Below are 23,868 nucleotides of genomic sequence, written 5' to 3'. Positions count from 1 at the left end.
ATGCAATTTTTCTCTACGACCTCTTTCGTGAAAAAGTAACTCCGAAAAGCCCGCAGGCTTTTCGGAGTTACAAATTATAAAAATATTTTTTCCGCTGAAAATAGCCAGAGCGAACGCGGCGGCTATTCTCAATCGTTTTGAAATGTGGTATACTGTATTTTGATAGTATAAACATAAAAGGAACAGGGGAAACCATGGCAACAGATCTCACACAGGAATTCTGCGCTCTGCGCGATACCTATATCGAAAAACAGTTTGGCCGCCTGAACGATATGCAGCGGCAGGCAGTGTTCACCACCGATGGCCCGCTGCTCATCCTTGCTGGTGCAGGCAGCGGCAAGACCACCGTGCTGGTAAACCGCATTGCAAACCTCATCCGGTTCGGCTCGGCCCACGGCTCCAAACAGACACCGCGCCCGGCCACGGAGGACGATATCAAGGCTCTGCGCAACGCCATCATGACCGGCACTGCCGCCCCCAGCTGGCTGGACGGGATGCTGCGCCAGAACGCTGTGCGCAGCTGGAACGTGATGGCCATTACCTTTACCAACAAGGCAGCAGGGGAGCTGAAGGAACGTCTGCGCCGGATGCTGGGCGGCGAGGAGGGCGACGAAGTGTTCGCTTCCACCTTCCACTCGGCCTGTGTACGCATCCTGCGCCGCTGGGCGGAGGAGATCGGCTACCCGCGCAGCTTTACTATCTACGATACCGATGATTCCCAGCGCGTGATGAAGGCTGTCTACAAAGACCTGAATGTGGACGATAAGTTCCTGCCCATCAAGGCTGCGATCAACCAGATGAGCCGATGGAAGGATCAGCTTGTCAGCCCGGAACAGGCCCTTGCCAGCCCCGCAAAAGATACCAAAGGCGCGCTGACGGCCCGCATCTACGCGGCCTACGAAAAGCGCCTGAAGGAAGCCGGAGCATTCGACTTTGACGACCTGATCTACCAGACCGTGCAGCTGCTGGCCGAGCACAAGGATGTGCGGGATTTTTACCAGAACAAATACCGCTATCTGCTGGTGGACGAGTATCAGGACACCAGTGTGGCGCAGTTCCGTCTGGTGAGCCTCCTCACCGGCCCGGAAAAGAACATCTGCGTGGTGGGCGATGATGACCAGAGCATCTACCGCTTCCGCGGCGCTACCATTGAGAACATCCTTAATTTCGAGCGCATTTACCCGGGCACCAAAACCATCCGTCTGGAACAAAACTACCGCTCTACGTCCAATATCCTGAACGCTGCGAACTGTGTCATTCAGCACAACACCGAGCGCAAGGGCAAGACCCTGTGGACCAGCAATGGCGAGGGCGATAAGGTGCAGGTGTACACCGCCGAGAACGAGCAGGACGAGGCCAGCCACATCGCGGATGTGATCGGCCAGCACCTGAAAGAGGGCGGACATCTGGCCGACCACGCCATCCTCTACCGCATGAACGCCCAATCGGCCCCCATCGAAAGCTACTTTACCCGTGCAGGCATCCCCCACAAGATCGTGGGCGGTCAGCGCTTCAACGACCGCAAAGAGGTCAAGGATATCCATTCCTACATGTCCATCGTGGCGAACCCCCGCGATGATGTGCGCCTGCGCCGCATCATCAACGAGCCTGCCCGCAAGATCGGTGCCACCACCGTGGAGGTGATTGCCGATCTGGCCGCGCAGGAGGGCGTGAGCATGCTGGACATCATCGGCCATGCCGACCAATATGCAAAGCTCAGCCGCGCCGTAATGCCGCTGCTCAAGTTCTGGCAGATCTATCAGCGCCTGCAGGATTCTTTGGAGACCCGCACGCTGGACGAGTTTGCAGCCGATGTGATCGAGCTGACCGGCTATAAGGCCATGCTGGAAGCCGATGCAGCCAAGGGCCACGAGGATGCGGCTGACCGCCTGCAGAACCTTGGTCAGCTGGTGAACAACGTCAAGAACTACTGCGACCAGCACGGTGAGGAAGCCACGCTGGAAGGCTATCTGGAAGATATCGCCCTCATCAGCGATATCGACAGCTATAACGAGAGTGCCGATCAGGTGGTGCTCATGACCATCCACTCCGCCAAGGGTCTGGAATTTCCGTATGTGTTCCTGATTGGCATGGAGGAGGGCGTATTCCCCAGCGAGATGAGCAAGTATTCCGAGGCCGATCTGGAAGAGGAGCGCCGCCTTGCCTACGTGGGCATCACCCGCGCCAAGAAGGAGCTGTACATCTCCAACAGCGTTTCCCGGATGCTGTATGGCCGCACCCAGCGCAACGAACCGAGCCGCTTTTTGCGGGAGATCGAGCCGGAGTATATCGAGGAGACCCGTAGCCCGGTACTGGAACAGCGCTCCCGCTTTGGCGGCTGGGGCGACAGCTATCGTGATACGGTGCCCGGTGGTGCGTCCGGTTACTCCGGGCCGTCCGGATGGGGCCGCAGCGCCAGTGGGTACGGTACGGGCGGCTACGGAAGCAGCTATAGCAATCGCAGCGGCTACCTGAACCGCGAATACAACGCGGGCGAGGGCCGCGGCTTTGGCTCGGCCTATGCAAACCGGGGCCAGAGCCAGAGCGGATACGGTTCCGGCTATGGCCGCAGCGGCGCAGGTACTGGATATGGCTCTGGTTACAGTTCTGCATATTCTGACGGAACAACGCAGAAAAAATCTGCAAAGCAAATCTCCTTTACGGGCGCACCGGCAGCAAAAACCGCTGCAAAAGGCGCAAAACACTATGAGCCGGGCGATCTTGTGGAGCACAAGGTATTCGGACGCGGTCAGGTAGTGGCTGTGAAGCCTGCCGCCGGAGATCAGATCGTGGAGATCAACTTTGAAAAGGTGGGCATCAAAAAGACCATGGCCAATTTTGCGCCCCTGACCAAAATCACTGCGGAGGAATAACACACTTATGATGACTGTTCGTTTGATCGCACATACCCCGGAACCGGAAAAGGTGGTGGCTGCAGCGGCAAAGCTCTGCTATTCCGATGCGCACATCACCGACCTGCTGGACGGCCTGACCGAGGAAAAGACCGCGAAGTTCCTGACCATGCTCAGCGATCTGGGCCATGCCAGCCCCATTGAACATGCCAGCTTCACCTTTGGCATCGAGGGGGTCAGCCGCACTTTGCTGGCGCAGATCACCCGCCACCGCATTGCATCCTTCAGCGTGCAGAGCCAGCGCTATGTGCGGCTGGACGATTTCCGCTATGTGGTACCGCCCGAGATCGAAGCCATCCCGGAAGCAAAGGAAGCTTTCCTTGCCAGCATGGAAGAGGACGCAAAGCGCTACCTCGACCTTGCCCACAAGCTGGAAGAAGGCCACACCGCCCGCCTGATGGCCGAAGGAATGCCGGAAAAGCAGGCCCGCGCCAAGGCCAGCAAGCAGGCCAACGAGGATGCCCGCTTTGTACTGCCCAACGCCTGCGAGACCAAGATGGTGGTCACCATGAATGCCCGCAGCCTGCAGAACTTTTTCCACCTGCGCTGCTGCAGCCGCGCCCAGTGGGAGATCCGGGAGCTGGCCGAAAAGATGTTCGAGCTGGTGTATCCGGTGGCACCGCATATCTTTGCAAAGTCCGGCCCGGCCTGTGTATCCGGCCCCTGCCCGGAGGGAAAAATGTGCTGCGGCAAAACCGCCGAGGTGCGCGCAAAATATGCATCCATCAAGGAGGCTGCAGGCGTATGAGCAAGGGAAAACTGATCGTACTGGAAGGGCTGGACGGCAGCGGCAAGGCCACGCAGGCAAAGCTGCTGGCAGCACATTTAAAGGAGCGGGGCTTTTCTGTGCGGGAGATCACCTTCCCGAATTATGAGAGCGACTCCAGCGCCCTTGTAAAAATGTATCTGGCAGGGCAGTTCGGCCAGCACCCGGACGATGTAAACGCCTATGCAGCCTCCAGCTTTTATGCGGTGGACCGCTATGCCAGCTACAAAAAGGACTGGGGCAGTTTTTACGAGAATGGCGGCATCATCATTGCCGACCGCTACACCACCTCCAACGCGGTGCACCAGTGTTCCAAGCTGCCGCCGGAGCAGTGGGAGAGTTTTCTCGGCTGGCTGTTTGATTTTGAGTTCCATCTGCTGGGCCTGCCTGCGCCGGATGAGGTGATCTACTTACAGGTAGACCCCGCCGTGAGCCAGAAGCTTATGACCCAGCGTTACCACGGCGATGAGAGCAGGAAGGATGTGCACGAGAAGGATACCGAGTATCTTGCCCGCAGCCGCTGCGCCGCCGAGTATTGTGCCGCGCACCTTGGCTGGGCCGTCGTGCATTGCACCAGCGGGGACAACATGCGCAGCATCGAAGACATTCAGGCTGAAGTGCAGGAGATCGTGTTGAAGCAGCTGACATAATTTTCGATAAGAGGGGGCATCCTGACAGATGTATCGTTTGATGCAGCCGGAAGATAAACCGGCAGTGCTGGCTTTATGGCAGAGCCAACGCAATGAATCAGAAGAATTTGCCAAAAAGGCCATTGAGCAGTTTGCAGGCGAGCAGAACGTCTATGTGGCCGAGGAAAATGATGAGATCGCTGCGGTGGCGCTGGCTGTGCCGGTCACGCTGCAGGGCCGCAGCGGCACCTACCTGTACGGTCTGTGCGGCGAGGGCAGCCTGATCCTGGCGGGCCTTGTGGACTATCTGTGTGCCCAGCAGAAGCTGCGCGGCGCAGGGTTTACGGTGGCAGTGCCCACCAGCCCGGAGCAGGCCGCACTGCTGCAGGATAAGGGCTTTGCATGGGCCTTCGCCCTGCGCTGTCTTCCCCGCGAGGTGGAGCGCAACCTGTGGAGTCAGGCGGAGTTTGATTCCGTCACCGCCAAAAAGCTGTGTGAGCTGCGGGAGCGCTTCTGGCCCGATACCGTGCAGCTGACCCCGGAGCGCATGGCCGTGGTGCTGGGAGATCTGTACTCCTCCGGTGCCACCATCGTTTCCAGCGCCCACGGCTATGGTATTTATTTCCGCAAGGAGGATACGCTTTACTTTGTGGAGCTGCAGGCCGACAATGACCGCGCCGCCGAAGTACTGATGGAAGCCGCCCGCGAAAAGGAAGTCATTGTGGAAAAGGCGGTCATTACCGTGGGCGCATCCCAGCCGCTGTTCCTCGGCGAGGGCACCCGGCAGGACTACGGCATGATCCGCTTTGATGCCGAACCCTTTGATGTAGCCGAAAGCTACATGCGCCTGATGCTGGAAAACTAAGATAAAAGGAAGGTGCTTATGGCACACGAAAAAAACACCCGCAAAAAAGGCGGTGTAGGGAAGATCCTGCTGGTGCTGGTGGTACTGCTGGCGCTGGCCGTTGGCGGGGCGCTGCTGTTTGCGCACAACGAGATCAGCGGCAATGGCAGACCCGGCATGGAGGTAACGGTGAGCATCCCGCAGGGCAGCGGCGTTTCCGTCATTGCGCAAAAGCTCAAGGATGCAGGTGTGATCCGCTCGGCCTATCTGTTCCGCTGGTATGTGGGGCAAAAGGGTGCGGCATCAAAGCTGCAGTATGGCGATTTTACCCTGCAGAAGAGCGCCTGTTCTTACGATGCCATCATTGCGGTCCTGTCCACTTACGCCAAGGCCGAAACGGTGCGCGTGACCATCCCAGAGGGAACCACGGCCATTGCCATTGCCCAGAAGATGGAAGCCGCCGGGCTGTGCAGCGCCGAGGATTTCCTGAAGGAAGCCAACGAGGGCGATTTCAGCGAATACACCTTCTGGCAGTACGTGCCGGACGATGCCGATGCGCCGGACCGCTTTATGAAGTGCGAGGGCTATCTCTTCCCGGAGACCTACGAATTCTTAAAGGACGACACCGTGCACAACTATGTAGCCACTTTCTATGCCCAGTTCGATGCACAGATCACCGATGAGATGTATGCAGAACTTAAAAAGCAGGATATGACCCTGCCCCAGCTGATCACACTGGCATCCTTTGTGCAGGAGGAAGCAGGAAACAGTCAGGATTCGAACGTGGCACAGGTGTTCCGCAACCGTCTGGCTGCGGATTCACCCTACCCGCGCCTGCAGAGCAACACCTCCAGCCACATCCAGAGCGACAGTGACAACAATTACCTCTGGAACTGGGTGGCACCCTACTATGGCGGCTGGGATCATATCCCGGAAAATATCGTGGCTGCGTATGATACCTACAGCTGCAAGGGCCTGCCTGCCGGGCCGATCTCGAACCCCGGCATTGCGGCCATCAGGGCAGCGCTGGCCCCCCAGCCCAATGAGGAAGCCAAGGATGCCTATTTCTTTGTGACCGACCTCAAGGGCAGCTATTATTATGCCCGCACCCTGAGCGAACACAACGCAAACTGCCAGAAGGCAGCACAAGTGAACAAAACTGTGAATACGGAAAAATGAGAGGAATTTGAACTATGCTGCAAATCCCGGAACTGCTGGCCCCGGCAGGCGATCTGGAACGCCTGCGCTATGCCATCAACTACGGTGCCGATGCCGTTTACTGCGGCCTGCCTGAATTTGGAATGCGGTCTGCTCCGGCCAACTTTACGCCGGAACAGCTGGCCGAGGGTGTCATCTACGCTCACGCCCGCGGCCGCAAGGTCTACCTGACCATGAACACCCTGCCCACCAACGAGGAAGCCGACCGCCTGCCCGAGGCCATCAAGGAAGCAGCCAAGGCCGGTGTGGATGCCTTTATCGTGGCAGACCTTGGTGTGCTGGATGCCTGCAAGACCTTTGCACCGGACATCGATGTGCACATGTCCACCCAGACAGGCATCACCAACTGGGCTGCGGCCCGCGCCGCCTACAACATGGGCGCAAAGCGCGTGGTGCTGGCCCGTGAGATGTCCCTGCAGGATATTGCGATCCTGCGCGATAAAACACCGCCGGAGCTGGAGATTGAAGCCTTTGTGCACGGTGCTATGTGCATGAGCGTTTCGGGCCGATGCCTGCTTTCCAACTACATGGCGGGCCGCGACGCGAACCGCGGCCAGTGTGCCCAGCCCTGCCGCTGGAAATACTATCTCAGCGAGGAGACCCGTCCGGGCCAGCTGTACGAGATCGGCGAGAACGAGAACGGCAGCTACATCCTCAACGCCAATGATATGTGCACCGCGCCCTTCCTTGATCTGATCTGCAAGGCAGGTGTGGACAGCCTGAAGATCGAGGGCCGTGCCAAGACCTTCTACTATGTGGCAAGCGTTACCGCCGCCTACCGCAGGGCGCTGGACGCTTATCTGGCCGACCCGCTCAACGACAACTTTGAGCTGCCTGCTGAAGTGTACGAGGAGCTTACCCGTACCAGCCACCGCCATTACTCGCCGGGCTTCTACTTTGGCCGCGAGCAGGCCAGACAGGCCACCGACAGCGCTACTTACATCCGCGAGTGGGAGTTTGTGGGCACGGTGGACGGCTGGGAGAACGGCGTTGCCTCCTGCCAGCAGCGCGGCAAGTGGAGCCTGGGCGACACTCTGGAAGCCCTCTGCCCGGATGGCCGCAGCATTCCGCTGAACCCTGAGTGGATCGAAAACGAAGCCGGTGAACGGGTGGAGAGCACCCCGCATGCTATGGAAAAATACACCATTCCCACGCCGGAGCTGCCGCCCATGAGCCTGCTGCGGCGCAAAACGGTATAAGGAGACCACAATGGAAGCAACACGCCTGTGTCCATACTGCCTGCAGCCGCTGCCCGGAGCAGCACAAAGCTGCCCGCACTGCGGCAAAAGCTTTGCCGGGCGCAACCCCGGCGGCACCCTGCCGGTGGGCACCGTGCTGGCCGGGCGCTACACCGCAGGGGAAATGCTGAGCATCGACGGCGAGGGCATTCTCTACCGCGGCGCAGAGAATCTGGGCCGTTTCCGGGTGACCATCAAGGAATATCTGCCCATTACCCTCACGGCGGAGCGCACGGCAGAAAGCACCCTGCGGCCCAAGACCGGCAGTGAGGTGCTGTTCAAGACCACCCGTATGGATTTTGCGGACCTGTACCGCTCCATCCAGCGCATCACTCCGGCCAATGGCCTGGAAGCCGTGCTGGATGTGGTGGAAGCCAATAACAGCGTTTATGCCATTCTGGAAAATCTGGGCGGCACCCCGCTGGATCAGTGGCTGGAAAACCACCCCGGCACCATCCGCCCGGACGATGCCTGCGCCATGCTGCAGCCGGTGTTTGAAGGCGTAGCCGCCATGCACAAGATCGGTCTGGTGCACCGCGGTATCTGCCCGGAGAACATCCGCGTGATGGAAAACAACCGCTGCCGTCTGGCAGGCTATGCCACGGTGGGCCTGCGCACGGCGGGCAGCGGCCTGCACGAACAGCTGTACGAAGGCTATTCCGCCCCGGAGCAGTATTCCACCGCAGAGTTCGAGGGCCGCTATACCGATGAATACAGCCTTGCGGCCGTGTTCTACCGCATGGTGTGCGGGCAGGCCCCGGTGCCTGCAGCGCAGCGCATGGTGACAGACTCCAACCCACGCGCAAAATCGGTGAACGGCAGCCTGCCGCTGTACGTCTCGCAGGTGTTGCAGCTGGGCCTGCGCCTGCGGCCCATGGAGCGCATCCAGACCGTGCCGCAGCTGTATCAGGCCCTTTCTTCCAAGGAATACACCGCCGAGCTGACCCGCACCATGAAGCCGGAGACTCCGGTGCGCACAGCCCCGCAGGAGCCGGAACGCAAGGAGCATCTGCTCAGCTTAAAAGCGCTGCTGGCGGGCATCGTGATCCTGCTGTCCATCCTCATTCTGCTCACGCTGTGGAGCGTGCTGAGCCAGCACATCCACCGGCCTGCCGCGTCGGCTGCGGAGTCGGAACCGGCCAGCAGCGAGGTGATGGTGCCGCAGAACCTTGTGCCGAACTTTATTGGCATGGACTACACGCAGGTGCAGAACAACCGGGAATATACCAGCATGTATCTGTTCTACGTCACCGAGGAATACAGCGATACCGCCCCGGCGGGCCAGATCATCCAGCAGGAGCCGAGCGCGGACACTGTGCTCAAGGCAGGGGAGACCATACGGCTGGTGGTGAGCAAAGGCCCGCAGATGGCAGAGATGCCCAATATCATCGGCTTTACGCAGGATGGCGCGGTAAAGGAACTGGAAGCCCGGGGCCTTGTGGCCAGCTGCTTTATGGTGGTGAACGATGGCTCCTATGCATCCGGCTGCGTGGTGCGTACCAGCGAGGAGCCGGGCACCAAGGTGGAAGTGGGCACGGTGATCACCGTGTATATTGCGGCAGACCCCAGTGTGCAGATCACGGTAACACCGGAGGAACCCGCCGCTACCGAACCCACCACGACAGAGCCGGCCCCTCCGGAAACAACAGATCCTACCCCCACGGAACCGGAATACAATACAGACTAAAAAACAAAAGCAGAAGCGGGAGCCTTGCAAAGGCCCCCGCTTCTGCTTGTTTAGGATAGGAAAGAGAATGGCTTAGTTAGAGATTGGTGTAACCCATCAGGTAGCGGTCTACCTCGGCGGCGCAGTCGCGGCCTTCGCGCAGGCCCCACACCACAAGGCTCTGTCCGCGGCGCATATCGCCGCAAACGAACACCTTTTCCACGTTGGTCTTGAAGCTGTGGTCTGCCACGTTGCCGCGGGCGGTCAGCTCCACACCAAATGCATCGGCCACGTAATTTTCGCAGCCGGTAAAGCCTGCGGCGATGAACGCCAGCTGGCAGTTGTAGGTGAATTCTTCACCGGTAGGCACCATGCTGGTACGGCCGGTCTCGGGGTTCCGCTCCGGCTTCAGGTAGGAGATGATAGCACCGGTCAGATTGCCCGCATCATCCTTCAAAAATTCCTTCACGGTGGTCTGGTACACGCGCGGGTCCTTGCCAAACTTTGCAAGACACTCGGTCTGGCCGTAGTCCACCTTCTGCACACGGGGCCACTCCGGCCACGGGTTGGAGACTGCACGCTCCTTGGGCGGCTGCGGCATCATTTCCAGTGCCACCAGATCAGTGCAGCCCTGCCGCAGGGCCGTGCCCTGACAGTCGTTGCCGGTATCACCGCCGCCGATCACCAGAACATTCTTGCCCTTGGCATCGATGGCCTTGCCGTCCGCGAACTGGCTGTCCAGCAGACTTCTGGTCACGCTGGTCAGGTAGTCCACGGCAAAGTGCACGCCGTTTGCATCGCGGCCGGGCACATTCAGGTCGCGGGCCTTCTTGGCACCGCAGCACAGCACCACGGCATCGTAGCCGTTCAGCAGCTCTTCGGCGGCAACAGCCCCGCCCACATCCATGTTGGTGCGGAACTCCACGCCCTCGGCCTGCATGATCTTGATGCGGCGCTCGATGACGGATTTGTCCAGCTTCATGTTGGGGATGCCGTACATCAGCAGGCCGCCCACGCGGTCTGCACGCTCGAACACAGTCACGGCGTGGCCGCGCTTGTTCAGGTATTCGGCCACCGAAAGGCCGGAGGGGCCGCTGCCCACCACGGCTACGCTCTTGCCGGTGCGGGAGGGCGGCGGTGCGGCGTGCAGCCAGCCCTTGGCGTAAGCCGTCTCAATAATGGCGTGCTCGTTCTCGCGCACGGTCACGCTGCTGCCGGTCACATCGCCGCAGGTGCAGGCTGCTTCACACAGGGCAGGGCACACCCGGCTGGTGAACTCCGGAAAGCGGTTGGTGGCCATCAGACGGTGCATGGCCAGCTCCCACTTGCCATGATAAACAAGGTCGTTCCACTCCGGGATGAGGTTATTCAGCGGGCAGCCGGAGGCCATGCCGCCGATCATCATGCCGGCCTGACAGAAGGGAACACCGCAGTCCATGCAGCGTGCTGCCTGCGTCTGCTGCTCCTCGCGGGAGAGCCAGACGTGAAATTCGTTAAAGTTTTCAATGCGTTCCAGCGGCGGAACATCCGTGCTGGTTTTGCGCGTATAGTCGATAAATCCAGTTGTCTTACCCATAACGCTGCCCTCCTTACTTCTTCTTCTGCACCGTGTAGAATGCTTCGATCTGTGCCTGCTCGCCGTCCAGACCGCGCTCCTCAACGGATGCGATCACACGCAGCATACGGTCATAATCGTAGGGCAGAACTTTCTTGAACTTGGGCAGGAATTCGCTGAAGTTGTCAAGAATCTCTTTGCCGCGGGGAGAGCCGGTGGCCTCCACATGTTCGCGGATCAGCTCTTTCAGGGTGGCAACATCGTACTTGTGCTCCACAGGCTCCAGGCTGACGGTCTCCTTGTTCACGCGCTGGTAGAAGTCCCAGTTCTCGTCCAGCACGTAGGCGATGCCGCCGGTCATACCGGCTGCAAAGTTCTTGCCGGTCTGGCCCAGAACCACCACCGTGCCGCCGGTCATGTACTCGCAGCCGTGGTCGCCAACGCCCTCCACAACGGCGGTGGCACCGCTGTTGCGCACGGCGAAGCGCTCACCGGCCACGCCGGAAATGAACGCCTTGCCGCTGGTAGCACCGTACAGGGCCACGTTGCCGGTGATAATGTTCTCCTCGGGCTTGAACGTGATGCCATTGGGCGGGCGCACGACGATCTTGCCGCCGGACAGGCCCTTGCCCATGTAGTCGTTGCAGTCGCCCACAAGGTCCAGTGTCAGGCCGCCCGGGATGAAGGCACCAAAGCTCTGGCCGCCTGCACCCACACAGTGGGCGGTGTAAACATCATCCGGCAGGCTGTTGCCGTATTTGCGGGTAATCTCGCTGCCAAAGATGGCACCAAAGGCGCGGTCGGTGTTGGAGACATCCAGCGTCACGCTCTGGGCATTCTTGCTGCTGAGCTTGAACTTCTTCATCAGCACCTTCATATCGAGGGTGTTTTCCAGATGGAAGTCGTAGGTGTCCTCCTTCACGAAGTGAACATTGCTGTTCTCGATGGCAGGGTTGTGCAGGATGCAGTCGAGATCCATCTTGGAAGCGCGGCTGCCGGGTGCGGCAGGCTTGACCTTGAGCAGGTCGGTGCGGCCCACCAGTTCATCGATGGTGCGCACGCCCAGCTTTGCCATGTACTCGCGCAGCTCCTCGGCCACAAAGGTGAGGTAGTTGATGATGTATTCCGGCTTGCCCTTGAAGTTCTTGCGCAGCTCCGGGTTCTGGGTGCAGATGCCCATGGGGCAGGTATCCAGATTGCACACACGCATCATCACGCAGCCCTCGGCCATCAGCAGGGTAGTGCCGAAGCCGAACTCCTCTGCGCCCAGCATACAGCTGATGGCAACATCGCGGCCGGAGAGCAGCTTGGAGTCGCTCTCGATGCGCACGCGGGTGCGCAGGCCGTTCAGGATCAGGGTCTGATGGGTCTCGGCGATGCCCAGCTCCCACGGCAGGCCAGCGTGCTTGATGGAAGTACGCGGTGCTGCACCGGTGCCGCCGTCGTAGCCGGACACCAGAATGACCTGTGCGCCGCCCTTGGCAACACCGGCCGCAATGGTGCCAACGCCGGCCTCACTGACCAGCTTGACATTGATGTTGGCGCTGCGGTTGGCGTTCTTCAGGTCGTAGATCAGCTCTGCAAGGTCCTCGATGGAGTAGATATCGTGGTGCGGCGGGGGAGAGATCAGGCCCACACCGGTGGTGCTGTGGCGGGTCTTTGCAATCCACGGATATACTTTGGCACCGGGCAGATTGCCGCCCTCACCGGGCTTTGCACCCTGTGCCAGCTTGATCTGGATCTCTTCCGCAGAAACGAGGTATTTGCTCGTTACACCAAAGCGTGCGGAAGCCACCTGCTTGATCTTGGAATTGCTCTCGCTGTGGTAGCGCTCTTCGGGTTCGCCGCCCTCGCCGGTGTTGCTGCGGCCGCCCAGACGGTTCAGGGCGATGGCAATGGTCTCATGGGCTTCACTGCTCAGGGCACCGTAGCTCATGGCTGCACCCTTGAACCGCTTGACGATGGAGCTTACCGGCTCCACTTCTTCCAGCGGGATGCCGCCGTCAGGAGCATAGTTGAAGTCCAGCAGGCTGCGCAGATGCACGCCGTCAGCACCCATATTGTCCACGGTGCTGGTGAACTGCTTGAAAGCCGAGTAGTCGTTCGTCCAGCAGGCTTTCTGGAACAGGTGGATGGTCTGGGGGTTGAACAGGTGTTCTTCCTTGCCGCTGCGGAACTTGTGTGCGCCGCTGTCGGCCAGCTCCATGTTGATGTCCAGACCCAGCGGGTCGAAGGCTGCGTTGTGCTGGGCTTCCACATCGGCCTGAATGTCCGAAAGGGTAATGCCGCCCACACGGCTCACCGTGCCGGTGAAGTATTTGTCGATGACATCCTTGGAGATGCCCACAGCCTCAAAGATCTGGCTGCTCTGGTAGCTCTGGATGGTGGAAATGCCCATCTTGGAGGCAATCTTCACAATGCCGCTGAGGATGGCGTTGTCGTAGTCCTCCACGGCTGCATAGTAATCTTTGTCCAGCAGGCCTTCGTCGATGAGCTGGCCGATGGTCTCATGTGCCAGATAGGGATTGATGGCGCAGGCACCGTAGCCCAGCAGAGCGGCAAAGTGGTGCACCTCGCGCGGCTCTGCACTTTCCAGGATCAGGGCCAGTGCGGTGCTCTTCTTGGTGCGGATCAGGTACTGCGAAACCGCGGAAACTGCCAGCAGGCTGGGAATGGTCACGTGGTATTCATCCACATCGCGGTCAGAAAGGATGATGATGTTTGCACCATCCTTGTAGGCGCGGTCAACCTCCAGAAATACACGGTCGATGGCCTTTTCCAGACTGGTATTCTTATAGTAGTTGATGGACACCGTGGCTACCTTGAAGCCGGGCACGTTCATGTATTTGATCTTGAGCAGGTCGGTGCTGGTCAGGATGGGGTTGTGCACCTTGAGCACCTTGCAGTTCTCGGGCTTGTCCTCCAGCAGGTTGCCGTGTGCGCCAATATACACGCTGGTGGAAGTGACCACCTTTTCGCGGATGGCATCGATGGGCGGGTTGGTGACCTGCGCAAAGCGCTGCTTGAAGTAATTGAACAGCGGCGGATGCTGGTTGCTCAGCACAGCAAGCGGGGTGTCGGTGCCCATAGCGCCGGAAGGCTCTGCGCCTGCCCGTGCCATGGAGAGGATCATGGTGTTCACATCCTCATACTTGTAGCCGAACACCTTCTGCAGGCGGGTGAGCTGATCGCCGGTGTAGCTTTCCACCTTCACGTTGGGAATTTTCAGTCTGGCCAGCTCCACAAGGTTGCGGTCGATCCACTCGCCGTAAGGCTCACGGCTGGCGTAGAACTCCTTGAGCTTTTCGTCGTCCACCACTTCGCCCTTCACGGTGTCCACCAGCAGCATTTTGCCGGGGCGCAGACGATCCTTGACCAAAATATTATCCGGCTCGCATTCCAACACACCCACCTCGGAGGACAGGATCATGCGGCCGTCCTTGGTGATGTAATAGCGGCTGGGGCGCAGACCGTTGCGGTCCAGCACAGCGCCCATCACGTCGCCGTCCGAGAAGAGGATGGCAGCGGGGCCATCCCAAGGCTCCAGCATGGTGGCATAATACTGGTAGAAATCGCGCTTTTTCTGGCTGATGTTCTTGTTGTTCTCCCACGGCTCGGGAATGGTGATCATCACGGCCAGCGGCAGATCCATGCCGTTCATCACCATGAATTCCAGCGCGTTATCCAGCATGGCGGAGTCAGAGCCGGAAGTGTTGATGATGGGCAGGATCTTGTTCATGTCGTCCTGCATGATGGAGCTGGAGATGCTCTCTTCACGGGCCAGCATGGCATCCGTGTTGCCCTTGATGGTGTTGATCTCGCCGTTGTGCAGGATGAAGCGGTTGGGGTGTGCGCGCATCCAGCTGGGGTTGGTGTTGGTGGAGAAACGGCTGTGCACCATGCCGATAGCGGATTCATAATCCTCGTCCTGCAGATCGGTATAGAACAGGCGCAGGTCGTGCACAAGGAACATGCCCTTGTACACGATGGTGCGGCTGGACAGGCTGGGCACATAAGTGCCGTTGCTGGCCTGCTCGAACACGCGGCGCACAATGTACAGCTTGCGGTCAAAATCGATGCCCTTGCTCACCTTGGCGGGCTTTTTGATGAAGCACTGCCAGATAGCAGGCATACAGTCGCGGGCTTTCTGGCCCACGGCATCCGGGTTCACGGGAACCTTGCGCCATGCCAGAAATTCGAGGCCTTCCTTGCGGGTGACCACCTCGAACAGCTTCATGGCCTGCGCACGCATGTGCTCGCTCTGGGGGAAGAAGAACATGCCCACACCGTACTCGCGCTCGTTGCCAAGGCTGATGTTCAGTTCTTCGGCCACCTTGGAGAAGAACTTGTGGCTGATCTGCAGCAAAATGCCCACACCGTCGCCGGTCTTGCCCTCGGCATCCTTGCCGGCACGGTGCTCCAGCCGTTCCACAATGGCCAGTGCATCGTCCACGGTCTGGTGGCTTTTGCGGCCCTTGATATCCACCACAGCGCCAATGCCGCAGGCATCGTGCTCAAACTGTGGATCGTACAGACCAAGGGTGTTTTTCTGCTCTGTAAAGTTTTCCATAGACTTTCCCATCCTTATCTAAAATCCTCACCGGTGCGGCACCCTCCGCATTTTGACAAAAAAGAAAAGCGCCCCGCAAAGGGCAAAATAGCCCCTTGCAGAACGCCTTTGTTCCGGTAACTATTATTATACTGAATGCTGAAAAATCTTCAAGTGTCAGCTGCACCAAATATGACAACTGCTTTACACCACTTCTTGTGCGAAACGCCGCGTATGGCGGTCAGTTGTAGCTATAGTGAGAACAGTGCAGGCTCAATGTCTGCCCAGAATGGCCTGCAGGTCATTTTCCGGCGTTGTTACGGCTTTTAAATCGTACTTTTGCTGCAGGGCAGCCACAACGACCGGCGAGAGGAACGGGGGCAGGGTAGGCCCCAGCCGGATGTTCCGGATGCCCAGCGCCAGCAGCGCGATGAGGATGCACACGGCCTTCTGCTCAAACCAGCACAGCACCAGCGAGAGGGGCAGGTCGTTGACGCCGCAGCCAAAGGCGTCGGCCAGCGCCAATGCGATGCGGATGGCGCTGTAGGCGTCGTTGCACTGGCCCACGTCTAGGATGCGGGGCAGGCCGGTGCCCGGCACGGTGCCAAGGGGCAGGTCGTTCAGGCGGAACTTGCCGCAGGCCAGGGTCAGCAGGATGGTGTCGGGCGGGGTAAGGCGGGCAAACTCGGTGTAGTAGCGGCGGCTGGGCCGGGTGCCGTCGCAGCCGCCCACTAGAAAGAAGTGCCGCAGCTTACCGTCCCGCACCGCCTGCACGATCTCGTCCGCGTGCTGCAGCACGGCGGTGCGGGCAAAACCGGTGGTCACCGTGGAGCCGCCGTTCAGGCCGGGCAGCAGGGTGTCCTGCGCGTAGCCGCCCAGCTCCAGCGCCTTTTCGATCACCGGGGAAAAGTCGCGCCCTTCGTCGATGTGGGGCACGCCGGGGTAAGCCACCACCGAGGTGGTGAACACCCGGTCGGCGTAGCTGGCGCGCAGGGGCATGATGCAGTTGGTGGTGAACAGGATGGGCGCGGGGATGTCCTCGAACTCCCGCTGCTGGTTCTGCCATGCGGTGCCAAAGTTGCCCTTGAGGTGGGGGTAGCGGCGCTTCAGCTCCGGGTAGCCGTGGGCGGGCAGCATCTCCGAGTGGGTGTAGACGTTGACGCCCCGGCCTGCGGTCTGTTCCAGCAGCTGCTGTGCGTCGTAGAGGTCGTGGCCGGAAATCACGATGAACGGCCCCTTTTCAATGGTCAGGGGCACCTGCACCGGTTCCGGATCGCCAAACGCGCCGGTGTTGGCCGCGTCCAGCAGCTCCATGCAGCGGTAGCTGGCTTCTCCTGTGGCCTGCACCAGCTGCCACAGGGCGTCGGTGGTCTGGCCGGGGTCGCCCACGGCCTGCAGGGCGGTACAGAAGAACCGGTCCAGCTCCGGGTCGATGCGGCCCAGCACCCGGGCGTGGTAGTTGTAGGCGGCCATGCCCCGCAGGCTGAACAGCACAAAGCATTTCAGGCTGCGCCGGTCGGCGTCCGGTTCCCGCCAGAGGGCCTGCATGTCGTAGTCCGGGCCGGTGCCGGGGCTGGCGTCGTGCACCCGGCGGGTCAGCGCGTCCACGGCGGCGGGGTCAAAGTTCACGTTGGTAATGGTGGTGAACAGCCCCTGCATCAGCAGCCGGGCCTGTTCCGGGGTCGGGCCGCGCCCCGCCGCGATGAGCTGCCCGGCAAACGCGATGAGCGCCCCGGTGAGCCGGTCCTGTGCGGCGGCTGTCTCGGCCGACTTGCCGCACACCCCCGCTGCGCCGGTGCAGGCGGTGCAGCCCGCCGCCTGCTCACACTGAAAACAAAACATCTGCTCGTCCATACAAAACTCCCTTTCTGCCATAAGATACTGCCAGTGTGGGCAGAGCGGGGCGGGGTTATACCAAAAAAGGGCCGCGCCCGACCGGACGCAGCCCTTTGAAAATGCTATGAAATTTAGTAGGTGATGCCCTGTGCCATCATGGCGGTTGCAACCTTCAGGAAGCCGGCACAGTTTGCACCGACCATCAGGTTGCCCTCGGAACCGGCAGCCACAGATGCATCGTAGGAAGCATGGAAAATGCCCTCCATGATGCCCTTCAGCTTGGCATCGACCTCTTCAAAGGTCCAGCTCAGGCGCTCGGAGTTCTGGCTCATCTCCAGACCGGAGGTGGCCACGCCGCCTGCGTTGGAAGCCTTTGCAGGTCCGTACAGGATGCCGTTGGACAGGTAGACCTCGATGGCCTCCGGGGTGCTGGGCATGTTGGCACCCTCGCACACGACGGTGCAGCCACCCTTCACCAGAGCCTCAGCGGACTCCTTGTTGATCTCGTTCTGGGTTGCGCAGGGCAGGGCGATGTCGCAGGGGACAGTCCAGACCTTGGTGCAATCTGCAACATAGGTTACACCCTCGTGGGTCTCGGCGTACTCCTTGATGCGGCCGCGGCGCACTTCCTTCAGATCCTTGACGTAGGCCAGATCAATGCCGTTGGGATCGTAGACGTAGCCGTTGGAGTCGGACATGGTAACGACCTTGGCACCCAGCTGGGTGGCCTTCTCGCAGGCGTAGATCGCAACGTTGCCGGAACCGGAGATGACCACGGTCTTGCCCTGGAGGCTGTCGTTGCGCATGCACTTCAGAGCCTCAGCAGTGAAGTAGCACAGGCCGTAGCCGGTAGCCTCGGTGCGGGCCAGAGAGCCGCCGAAGGTCAGGCCCTTGCCGGTGAGCATGCCGCCCTGGAAGCTGTTGGTCAGGCGCTTGTACTGGCCGAACATATAGCCGACCTCACGGCCGCCGACACCGATATCACCGGCGGGGCAGTCCACGAACTGGCCGATGTGGCGGTACAGCTCGGTCATAAAGCTCTGGCAGAAGCGCATCACTTCCATGTCGCTCTTGCCGTGGGGGTCGAAGTCAGAGCCGCCCTTGCCGCCGCCCATGGGCAGGGTGGTCAGGCTGTTCTTGAAGGTCTGCTCAAAGCCGAGGAACTTCAGGATGCCCTGATTGACAGAGGGATGGAAGCGCAGGCCGCCCTTGTAGGGGCCGATGGCGCTGTTGAACTGCACACGGTAGCCGCGGTTCACCTGAACCTTGCCCTGATCGTCAACCCAAGGCACACGGAAGGTGATGATGCGCTCCGGCTCGACCAGACGCTCGATCAGAGCGGCCTTCTCGTACTCGGGGTGCTTCTCAACAACGGGCTGGATGCTCTCCAGAACCTCGCGCACAGCCTGCAGGAACTCAGGCTCGTTGGCATTGCGCTTTTCCAGACCTTCGTAAACGCGCTTCAGGTATTCATTCGTCAGCATAGTAGAATACTCCTTTTCCCAATTACTCTATAAAATTTGAAAAAGACGAAACCGCCCGGCCCGCCGCACAGCGGACGCGCTGCTAAAACGCTTTGGGACGATCCCGGATTTCCGTTCTTACACACCGGCCTGCTTATGGCTGCAGACCGCTTTATTATTATAAAGCATTTCTGTGGGTTTGACAATAGCGAGAAAGCAGAAAATGCTTCAAAAAAACAGATGAAAAGTTGAGACCGCTTCACAAAACGAAAAATAAAAGAAAAAAACGGCACAGAACCTTGTTTTTTAAAGCGCTGGCAGAACAAAAGAAATACGGAAAAGAACGTCTTTTCTCCATTTTGCTGCATTTCGCAGGCGCAGAAAGCCATATTTTCTGCAACCAAAAAGCCCTGCACCACGCAAACGGCACAGGGCAGAGAAACGATTTTTACTTCTTCAGCAGCTTTTCGCAGGCATCTGCGGCACCTTCCAGATATTCGCCGCCGTAGGTCTCGATCATACCGGCATCGGAAAGCGCAGCCAGCTGGGGATCGATGGGACACTTGGCCAGCACGGGCAGGCCGTGCTTTGCAGCCACCTCATCCACATGGCTGTTGCCGAACACATTGATGTGCTTGCCGCAGTCGGGGCAGACGATGTAGCTCATGTTCTCCACGATGCCCAGCATGGGCACCTTCATCATCTCAGCCATGTTCACGGCCTTGGCCACGATCATGCTCACCAGCTCCTGCGGGCTTGCCACCACAACAATGCCGTCCACCGGCAGGCTCTGGAACACGGTCAGGGGCACATCACCGGTTCCCGGGGGCATGTCCACGAACAGAAAGTCCACATCCTTCCAGACCACATCGGTCCAGAACTGTTTGACGGCACCGGCGATTACCGGGCCGCGCCACACAACGGGGTCTTCCTCATTTTCCACCAGCAGGTTGATGCTCATAACATCAATGCCCATGCGGCTCTGAATGGGCCAGCAGCCCTTGTCGTCGGCCATGGCACGGCCATGGATGCCGAACAGCTTGGGAATGGACGGGCCGGTGATGTCGGCATCCAGAATGCCGCAGTGGTAGCCGCGGCGTGCCATGGCGCAGGCCAGCAGGGCGCTGGTCATGCTCTTGCCAACGCCGCCCTTGCCGGACACAACGCCAATGACTTTTTTGACGCTGCTGTTGGGGTTGGGGGCATCGTGCTTGGGCGCTGCATCGCGGGAAGAACATGCTGCTCCACAGCTGGAGCAGTCATGGGTACATTCTTCGCTCATTCTCTTTTTGCGCACGGCTGGCTCAGAGGCATTGGCCGTGTGCTTCCTCCTTGATCAGAATACGGCCATATAAAAGCCGCCCCTTTACTATACCATAAAAGCACTCAGGAAACAACCCGCCGCGCCGCTCTGCTTTTGCATATCCTGTTCCGCCGCTTCATATGCTGGAACCGGAACATTCCGGCAGGAGGTGCGCCATGCGGCAGAGCTATTTGAAAAATGCGGCGCTGCTCACCGGTTCAGACGTGGTGCTGCGGCTGGCCGGCATGGGCCTGCGCATCTGGCTGGCAAACGAGCTGGGCGGCGAGGGGATGGGCCTTTACCAGCTGGTGCTGGCGGTGTATTCACTGTTCGTCACGCTGGCAACGGCGGGCGTTTCGGTGGCGGCTACCCGGCTCATGGCCGAGGAACTCAGCGGCCCGGACTCTGCCCGCGGTGCGGCCCGGGGAATGCTGCGGCGTCTGCTGGCGGCGGGGCTTGTGCTGGGGCTGTTTGCCGCCGCGCTGCAGCTGACGACAGCGAATCTTGCGGCCCGGTTGTGGCTTGGCGATGTCCGCGCCGTCGGTGCTTTGCGCGTTTCAGCGCTGGGAATGCCGTGGATGGCGGTCTCGGCGGTGCTGCGCGGTTTTTTCATCGCCCGGCGGCATGTAGCTCCCAATGTGTTCAGCCAGCTTACGGAGCAGACGGTGCGCATCGTGCTGGTGGCACTGGCGCTTACCCGCACCGAGGGCCTTGCGGTGGGCGTGCGGTGTATGCTGGTGCTGGGAGCTACCGCTGTCAGCGAAGCGGTGTCGGCGCTGTGCATGCTGGCCTTTTACCGGCGGGATGCCCGCAGTGCCTTTGCGGGGCAAAAAGCCGTCCGCCCGGCAGACCCGGCCCGCCGTCTGTGGGAGATCCTGTGGCCGGTGGAGGGCGGGCGGGTGCTGGCAAGCGCTCTGCATACCGCAGAGAACATGCTGGTGCCCGCCTGCCTTGCGGTCTATCTGATCAACGCGGGCGGGCGCACCGCCGCGCTGGAGCAGTTCGGAGAACTGAAAGGCATGGCTCTGCCGCTGCTTACGTTCCCATTTGGCCTGCTGGGCAGTCTTTCGGTGCTGCTGATGCCGGAGATCACGCAGGCTCATATTCTGGGCCAGACCGAACGGCTCAAAACACTTCTGGACCGGATGCTGCGGCTCACCGGCTATTTTTCCGCGCTGGCAGGGGTGCTATTCTGGGTGTGGGGACGGCCGCTGGCACAGCTTTTGTACCAAAGTGCGGATGCCGGGTTTTATCTGGAAACGCTGGCTCCTGCCATGCCGCTGATGTATCTGGAAAGCATGGTGGACGGTGCCATGAAAGGGGTAGGGGAGCAGAAGGCGGCCTTCCGCTACAGCGTGTGGGATTCCATCCTGCGCATTGGCGGGGTGGTGGCGCTGCTGCCGCGCTTTGGCATGAAGGGCTTTTTGGCAGTGATCCTGCTTTCCAGCCTGTACACCTGTGCGGCCAACACCGGGCATCTGCTGTTTTCCAGCGGCACGCAGCATGCATTCCGCCGCTGGCTGGGTGCACCGGCACTGGCAGCTGTGCTGGCTGCGGCGGCTGGTATGGCGCTGCGGAAGCTGCTTGCGGATGGGTTTGCGGCTCGGCTGCCTTTGCAGCTGGCCGCGTTGGGCATAGGCGGCTGCGCTACCACAGGAGTGTTCCTACTGGCGGCATGGCCGCTGGGCCTTGGAGAGGAAGCAGCCGCGCTCTGGGCTGCGCACCGGCCCGGCAGACCGAAAAAATAGAGGGAGTTTGGCAGCGGATTCAAATTTTCTGGACATTCTGCAGTGTTCTGAGTATAATATAAAGATAGGGCTGTCCGGTGTACCGGATACTCTGTGAAACCGGAAGCTTTTCCGGCCAAAACTGCGGCTTTTGTGCCGTATGTAAAAGAGGACTTTTTTGTGAAAGATAAAAAGAACACACCGCAGGTGCTTGCGCGCCGGGCGCTGCTTGTGCTGCTGGATGCAGCCATTGTTGCATTCAGCTTTTATTTTGCGCTTCTGCTGCGGGCAGACGGAGCAGTGGAAGCTGCCTGGTGGCCGCATAACCGTGAGCTTCTATACGAAAATCTGCCATGGATCGTGGCGGTGTACATTGCCAGCTTTCTGTTCAGCGGGCTGTACTCCGTACTGTGGAAGTATGCCGGTGAACGCGACCTGATGCGTCTGGCGGGAACGGTGGCTGTGCCTACCGTTGTCGTCTACTGTGTCAACCGTCTGTGCATCCACGGCGTGCTGTTCAACTCCGCCAACTGTATGGCGGCGGTGCTCATCTTCCTGCTGGTGGGCGGCAGCCGTCTGGCATGGCGGCTGTTTTTGAACCATCCGCTGGGCGAAAAGCTACGCGGCGCTGCCAGCAAGGACCCCAACCGCCCGGTGATGATCGTAGGTGCAGGCGAAGCCGGTGCATGGGCCATCAACGTGTGCAAGTCCAATAAGGAATATGGTCACGCGGTGGTGGCGGTGGACGATGATCCCACAAAACTCAACCAGACCATCCACGGGGTGCCGGTGAAGGGCACGCTGGAGGATATCCCGGACTTGTGCAAGCGCTACGGCATCCACAGCATCATCATCGCCATTCCTACCCTGAAGGGCAGCAAGCTGAACCATGTCATCGATCTGTGCGTCAGCACCCATTGTGCGGTGCAGCTGCTCAGTGACCCGCAGCTGGTGGGCAGCGGTACACCGCAGCAGGGAGCCTTCCGCGAGTTGAACCCGGCGGACTTCCTTTCCCGCGATGAGGTGACGCTGGATACCGATCAGATCTCCGGCTACCTCACCGGCAAGACCGTTCTGGTCACGGGCGGCGGCGGCTCCATCGGCAGCGAACTGTGCCGTCAGGTGATGCGCTTCAAGCCCGGCAAGCTGCTTATTTTTGACATCTACGAGAACTGCGCCTATGAGCTTTTGATGGAGCTGCAGCAGAAGTACGGCCGGGATATCCCGGTAACGGTGCTCATTGGATCCATCCGCGATAAAAAGCGTCTGGATGAGGTTTTTGAAACATATCATCCCACTGTGGTGTTCCATGCGGCAGCACACAAGCATGTGCCGCTGATGGAGGTCAGCCCTGCAGAAGCGGTCAAGAACAATGTTCTGGGCACCAAAAATCTGCTGGTGAGCGCCAGCGAACACGACGTGGAGCGGTTCGTGCAGCTTTCCACCGATAAGGCTGTGAACCCCACCAGTGTGATGGGCTGTACCAAGCGCATCTGCGAAATGCTCATCCAGACCTTTGCGGGCAACACGGATATGAAGTGTGTGGCTGTGCGTTTTGGCAATGTGCTGGGCAGCCACGGCAGCGTCATTCCGCTGTTTGAGGCCCAGATCAAAAAAGGCGGGCCTGTCACCCTGACGGATCCCAACATTGAGCGCTACTTTATGACCATTCCGGAAGCGGCCCAGCTGGTGCTGCAGGCTGGTGCGCTGGCCGAAAGCGGCAATATCTATGTGTTGGACATGGGCGAGCCGGTCAAGATCATGGATCTTGCCAAGCTGCTCATCCGCTTTTACGGCTATGAGCCGGGCGTGAATATGGAGATCAAGATCGTGGGTCTGCGTCCGGGCGAAAAGCTCTACGAAGAGCTGATGATGGACGAGGAGCAGGATAAGATGCGCCGCACCCAGCACAATAAAATTTTTGTGGCTTCGCCGCGCAGCATCGATCTGGCCGAGTTCTACGGGCAGCTGCAGGAGCTTGCCGCTGCGGCAGAGCACAACGACGAGGGTGTGGTGCAGCAGCTGGCAAAGATGATCCCGACCTTCACCCCCACCCGCCAGAATCTGAAGCTGTAAACTCCCCCAGTCTGCTGCGCAGACAGCCCCCTCAAAGAGGGAGCTTGTCCGTGCGGCAAAGCCTCCCTCTTTGAGAAAGACTTCCC

Annotated in this window: 14 protein-coding genes; 9 read left to right on the top strand and 5 right to left on the bottom strand. The window is 59.8% G+C overall.

The annotated features are described in order from the left end of the window. Positions 1-194 precede the first annotated feature (194 nt). The 7 genes from ACGHP1_RS09060 to ACGHP1_RS09030 are packed head-to-tail and all read left to right on the top strand — an operon-like array spanning position 195 to position 9,294. Positions 195-2,873, top strand: coding sequence for an ATP-dependent helicase (locus tag ACGHP1_RS09060; RefSeq protein WP_390509092.1), 2,679 nt, complete (start codon positions 195-197; stop codon positions 2,871-2,873). Positions 2,874-2,880: 7 nt separating this feature from the next. Further along, complete coding sequence (gene thyX / locus ACGHP1_RS09055; RefSeq protein ID WP_120081495.1) at positions 2,881-3,660, top strand: FAD-dependent thymidylate synthase; 780 nt, start codon at positions 2,881-2,883, stop codon at positions 3,658-3,660. Further along, positions 3,657-4,328 carry a dTMP kinase gene (locus tag ACGHP1_RS09050; protein ID WP_390509089.1) on the top strand — a complete coding sequence of 224 codons (672 nt, stop codon included), beginning with the start codon at positions 3,657-3,659 and terminating at the stop codon, positions 4,326-4,328. The genes thyX and ACGHP1_RS09050 overlap by 4 nt, the downstream gene beginning before the upstream one ends. Positions 4,329-4,356: 28 nt before the next feature. After that, positions 4,357-5,172: a hypothetical protein gene (locus tag ACGHP1_RS09045; protein WP_097775434.1), complete on the top strand. Its 816-nt coding sequence runs from the start codon at positions 4,357-4,359 to the stop codon at positions 5,170-5,172. An 18-nt stretch (positions 5,173-5,190) separates the two neighbouring features. After that, entirely contained in the window at positions 5,191-6,330 is a 1,140-nt protein-coding gene (gene mltG / locus ACGHP1_RS09040) for an endolytic transglycosylase MltG (protein ID WP_390509087.1), read from the top strand. Positions 6,331-6,344: 14 nt separating this feature from the next. Further along, a complete protein-coding gene (locus ACGHP1_RS09035; protein ID WP_097782215.1) occupies positions 6,345-7,568 on the top strand; it encodes a U32 family peptidase in 1,224 nt (407 codons plus the stop codon). A gap of 10 nt (positions 7,569-7,578) precedes the next feature. After that, complete coding sequence (locus ACGHP1_RS09030; protein WP_390509084.1) at positions 7,579-9,294, top strand: PASTA domain-containing protein; 1,716 nt, start codon at positions 7,579-7,581, stop codon at positions 9,292-9,294. Positions 9,295-9,370: 76 nt separating this feature from the next. Here the strand turns inward: ACGHP1_RS09030 and ACGHP1_RS09025 are convergent, their stop codons facing one another. The 5 genes from ACGHP1_RS09025 to ACGHP1_RS09005 all read right to left on the bottom strand — a co-directional run bounded on the left by ACGHP1_RS09025 (position 9,371) and on the right by ACGHP1_RS09005 (position 19,958). Beyond that, on the bottom strand, positions 9,371-10,849 hold the full coding sequence (locus tag ACGHP1_RS09025; RefSeq protein WP_390509082.1) for a glutamate synthase subunit beta: 1,479 nt from the start codon (positions 10,847-10,849) through the stop codon (positions 9,371-9,373). A 13-nt stretch (positions 10,850-10,862) separates the two neighbouring features. Next, positions 10,863-15,398 (bottom strand): glutamate synthase large subunit, encoded by a 4,536-nt coding sequence (gene gltB, locus ACGHP1_RS09020; protein WP_390509079.1) that lies wholly within the window; start codon positions 15,396-15,398, stop codon positions 10,863-10,865. Between the two features lie 252 nt (positions 15,399-15,650). Then, the gene (gene hcp / locus ACGHP1_RS09015) at positions 15,651-17,231 is read right to left on the bottom strand and encodes a hydroxylamine reductase (RefSeq protein ID WP_097782211.1); all 1,581 of its coding nucleotides are present in this window, start codon (positions 17,229-17,231) and stop codon (positions 15,651-15,653) included. Positions 17,232-17,344: 113 nt separating this feature from the next. Continuing rightward, positions 17,345-18,697 carry an NADP-specific glutamate dehydrogenase gene (gdhA, locus tag ACGHP1_RS09010; RefSeq protein WP_120081501.1) on the bottom strand — a complete coding sequence of 451 codons (1,353 nt, stop codon included), beginning with the start codon at positions 18,695-18,697 and terminating at the stop codon, positions 17,345-17,347. A 427-nt stretch (positions 18,698-19,124) separates the two neighbouring features. Further along, complete coding sequence (locus ACGHP1_RS09005; protein WP_179859666.1) at positions 19,125-19,958, bottom strand: Mrp/NBP35 family ATP-binding protein; 834 nt, start codon at positions 19,956-19,958, stop codon at positions 19,125-19,127. 197 nt (positions 19,959-20,155) lie between these two features. On the opposite strand from ACGHP1_RS09005, the gene ACGHP1_RS09000 reads away from it, so the two are divergent. Together ACGHP1_RS09000 and ACGHP1_RS08995 are read left to right on the top strand one after the other, a co-directional pair. After that, entirely contained in the window at positions 20,156-21,727 is a 1,572-nt protein-coding gene (locus ACGHP1_RS09000) for an oligosaccharide flippase family protein (protein ID WP_390509076.1), read from the top strand. A gap of 159 nt (positions 21,728-21,886) precedes the next feature. Further along, positions 21,887-23,782, top strand: coding sequence for a polysaccharide biosynthesis protein (locus ACGHP1_RS08995; RefSeq protein WP_390509074.1), 1,896 nt, complete (start codon positions 21,887-21,889; stop codon positions 23,780-23,782). The last annotated feature ends 86 nt before the right edge of the window (positions 23,783-23,868 follow it).

This window comes from Faecalibacterium sp. i21-0019-B1 (assembly GCF_042852915.1).
GTDB classification, from domain to species: Bacteria; Bacillota; Clostridia; order Oscillospirales; family Ruminococcaceae; genus Faecalibacterium; species Faecalibacterium taiwanense.
This window is presented reverse-complemented; position numbering and strand designations above follow the sequence as displayed.

Bases quoted from the DNA above. Each gene is read 5' to 3' on its own strand.
- ACGHP1_RS09060 (WP_390509092.1), top strand. From the start codon at position 195: ATGGCAACAGATCTCACACAGGAATTCTGCGCTCTGCGCGATACCTAT.
- thyX (WP_120081495.1), top strand. From the start codon at position 2,881: ATGATGACTGTTCGTTTGATCGCACATACCCCGGAACCGGAAAAGGTG.
- ACGHP1_RS09050 (WP_390509089.1), top strand. From the start codon at position 3,657: ATGAGCAAGGGAAAACTGATCGTACTGGAAGGGCTGGACGGCAGCGGC.
- ACGHP1_RS09045 (WP_097775434.1), top strand. From the start codon at position 4,357: ATGTATCGTTTGATGCAGCCGGAAGATAAACCGGCAGTGCTGGCTTTA.
- mltG (WP_390509087.1), top strand. From the start codon at position 5,191: ATGGCACACGAAAAAAACACCCGCAAAAAAGGCGGTGTAGGGAAGATC.
- ACGHP1_RS09035 (WP_097782215.1), top strand. From the start codon at position 6,345: ATGCTGCAAATCCCGGAACTGCTGGCCCCGGCAGGCGATCTGGAACGC.
- ACGHP1_RS09030 (WP_390509084.1), top strand. From the start codon at position 7,579: ATGGAAGCAACACGCCTGTGTCCATACTGCCTGCAGCCGCTGCCCGGA.
- ACGHP1_RS09025 (WP_390509082.1), bottom strand. From the start codon at position 10,849: ATGGGTAAGACAACTGGATTTATCGACTATACGCGCAAAACCAGCACG.
- gltB (WP_390509079.1), bottom strand. From the start codon at position 15,398: ATGGAAAACTTTACAGAGCAGAAAAACACCCTTGGTCTGTACGATCCA.
- hcp (WP_097782211.1), bottom strand. From the start codon at position 17,231: ATGGACGAGCAGATGTTTTGTTTTCAGTGTGAGCAGGCGGCGGGCTGC.
- gdhA (WP_120081501.1), bottom strand. From the start codon at position 18,697: ATGCTGACGAATGAATACCTGAAGCGCGTTTACGAAGGTCTGGAAAAG.
- ACGHP1_RS09005 (WP_179859666.1), bottom strand. From the start codon at position 19,958: ATGAGCGAAGAATGTACCCATGACTGCTCCAGCTGTGGAGCAGCATGT.
- ACGHP1_RS09000 (WP_390509076.1), top strand. From the start codon at position 20,156: ATGCGGCAGAGCTATTTGAAAAATGCGGCGCTGCTCACCGGTTCAGAC.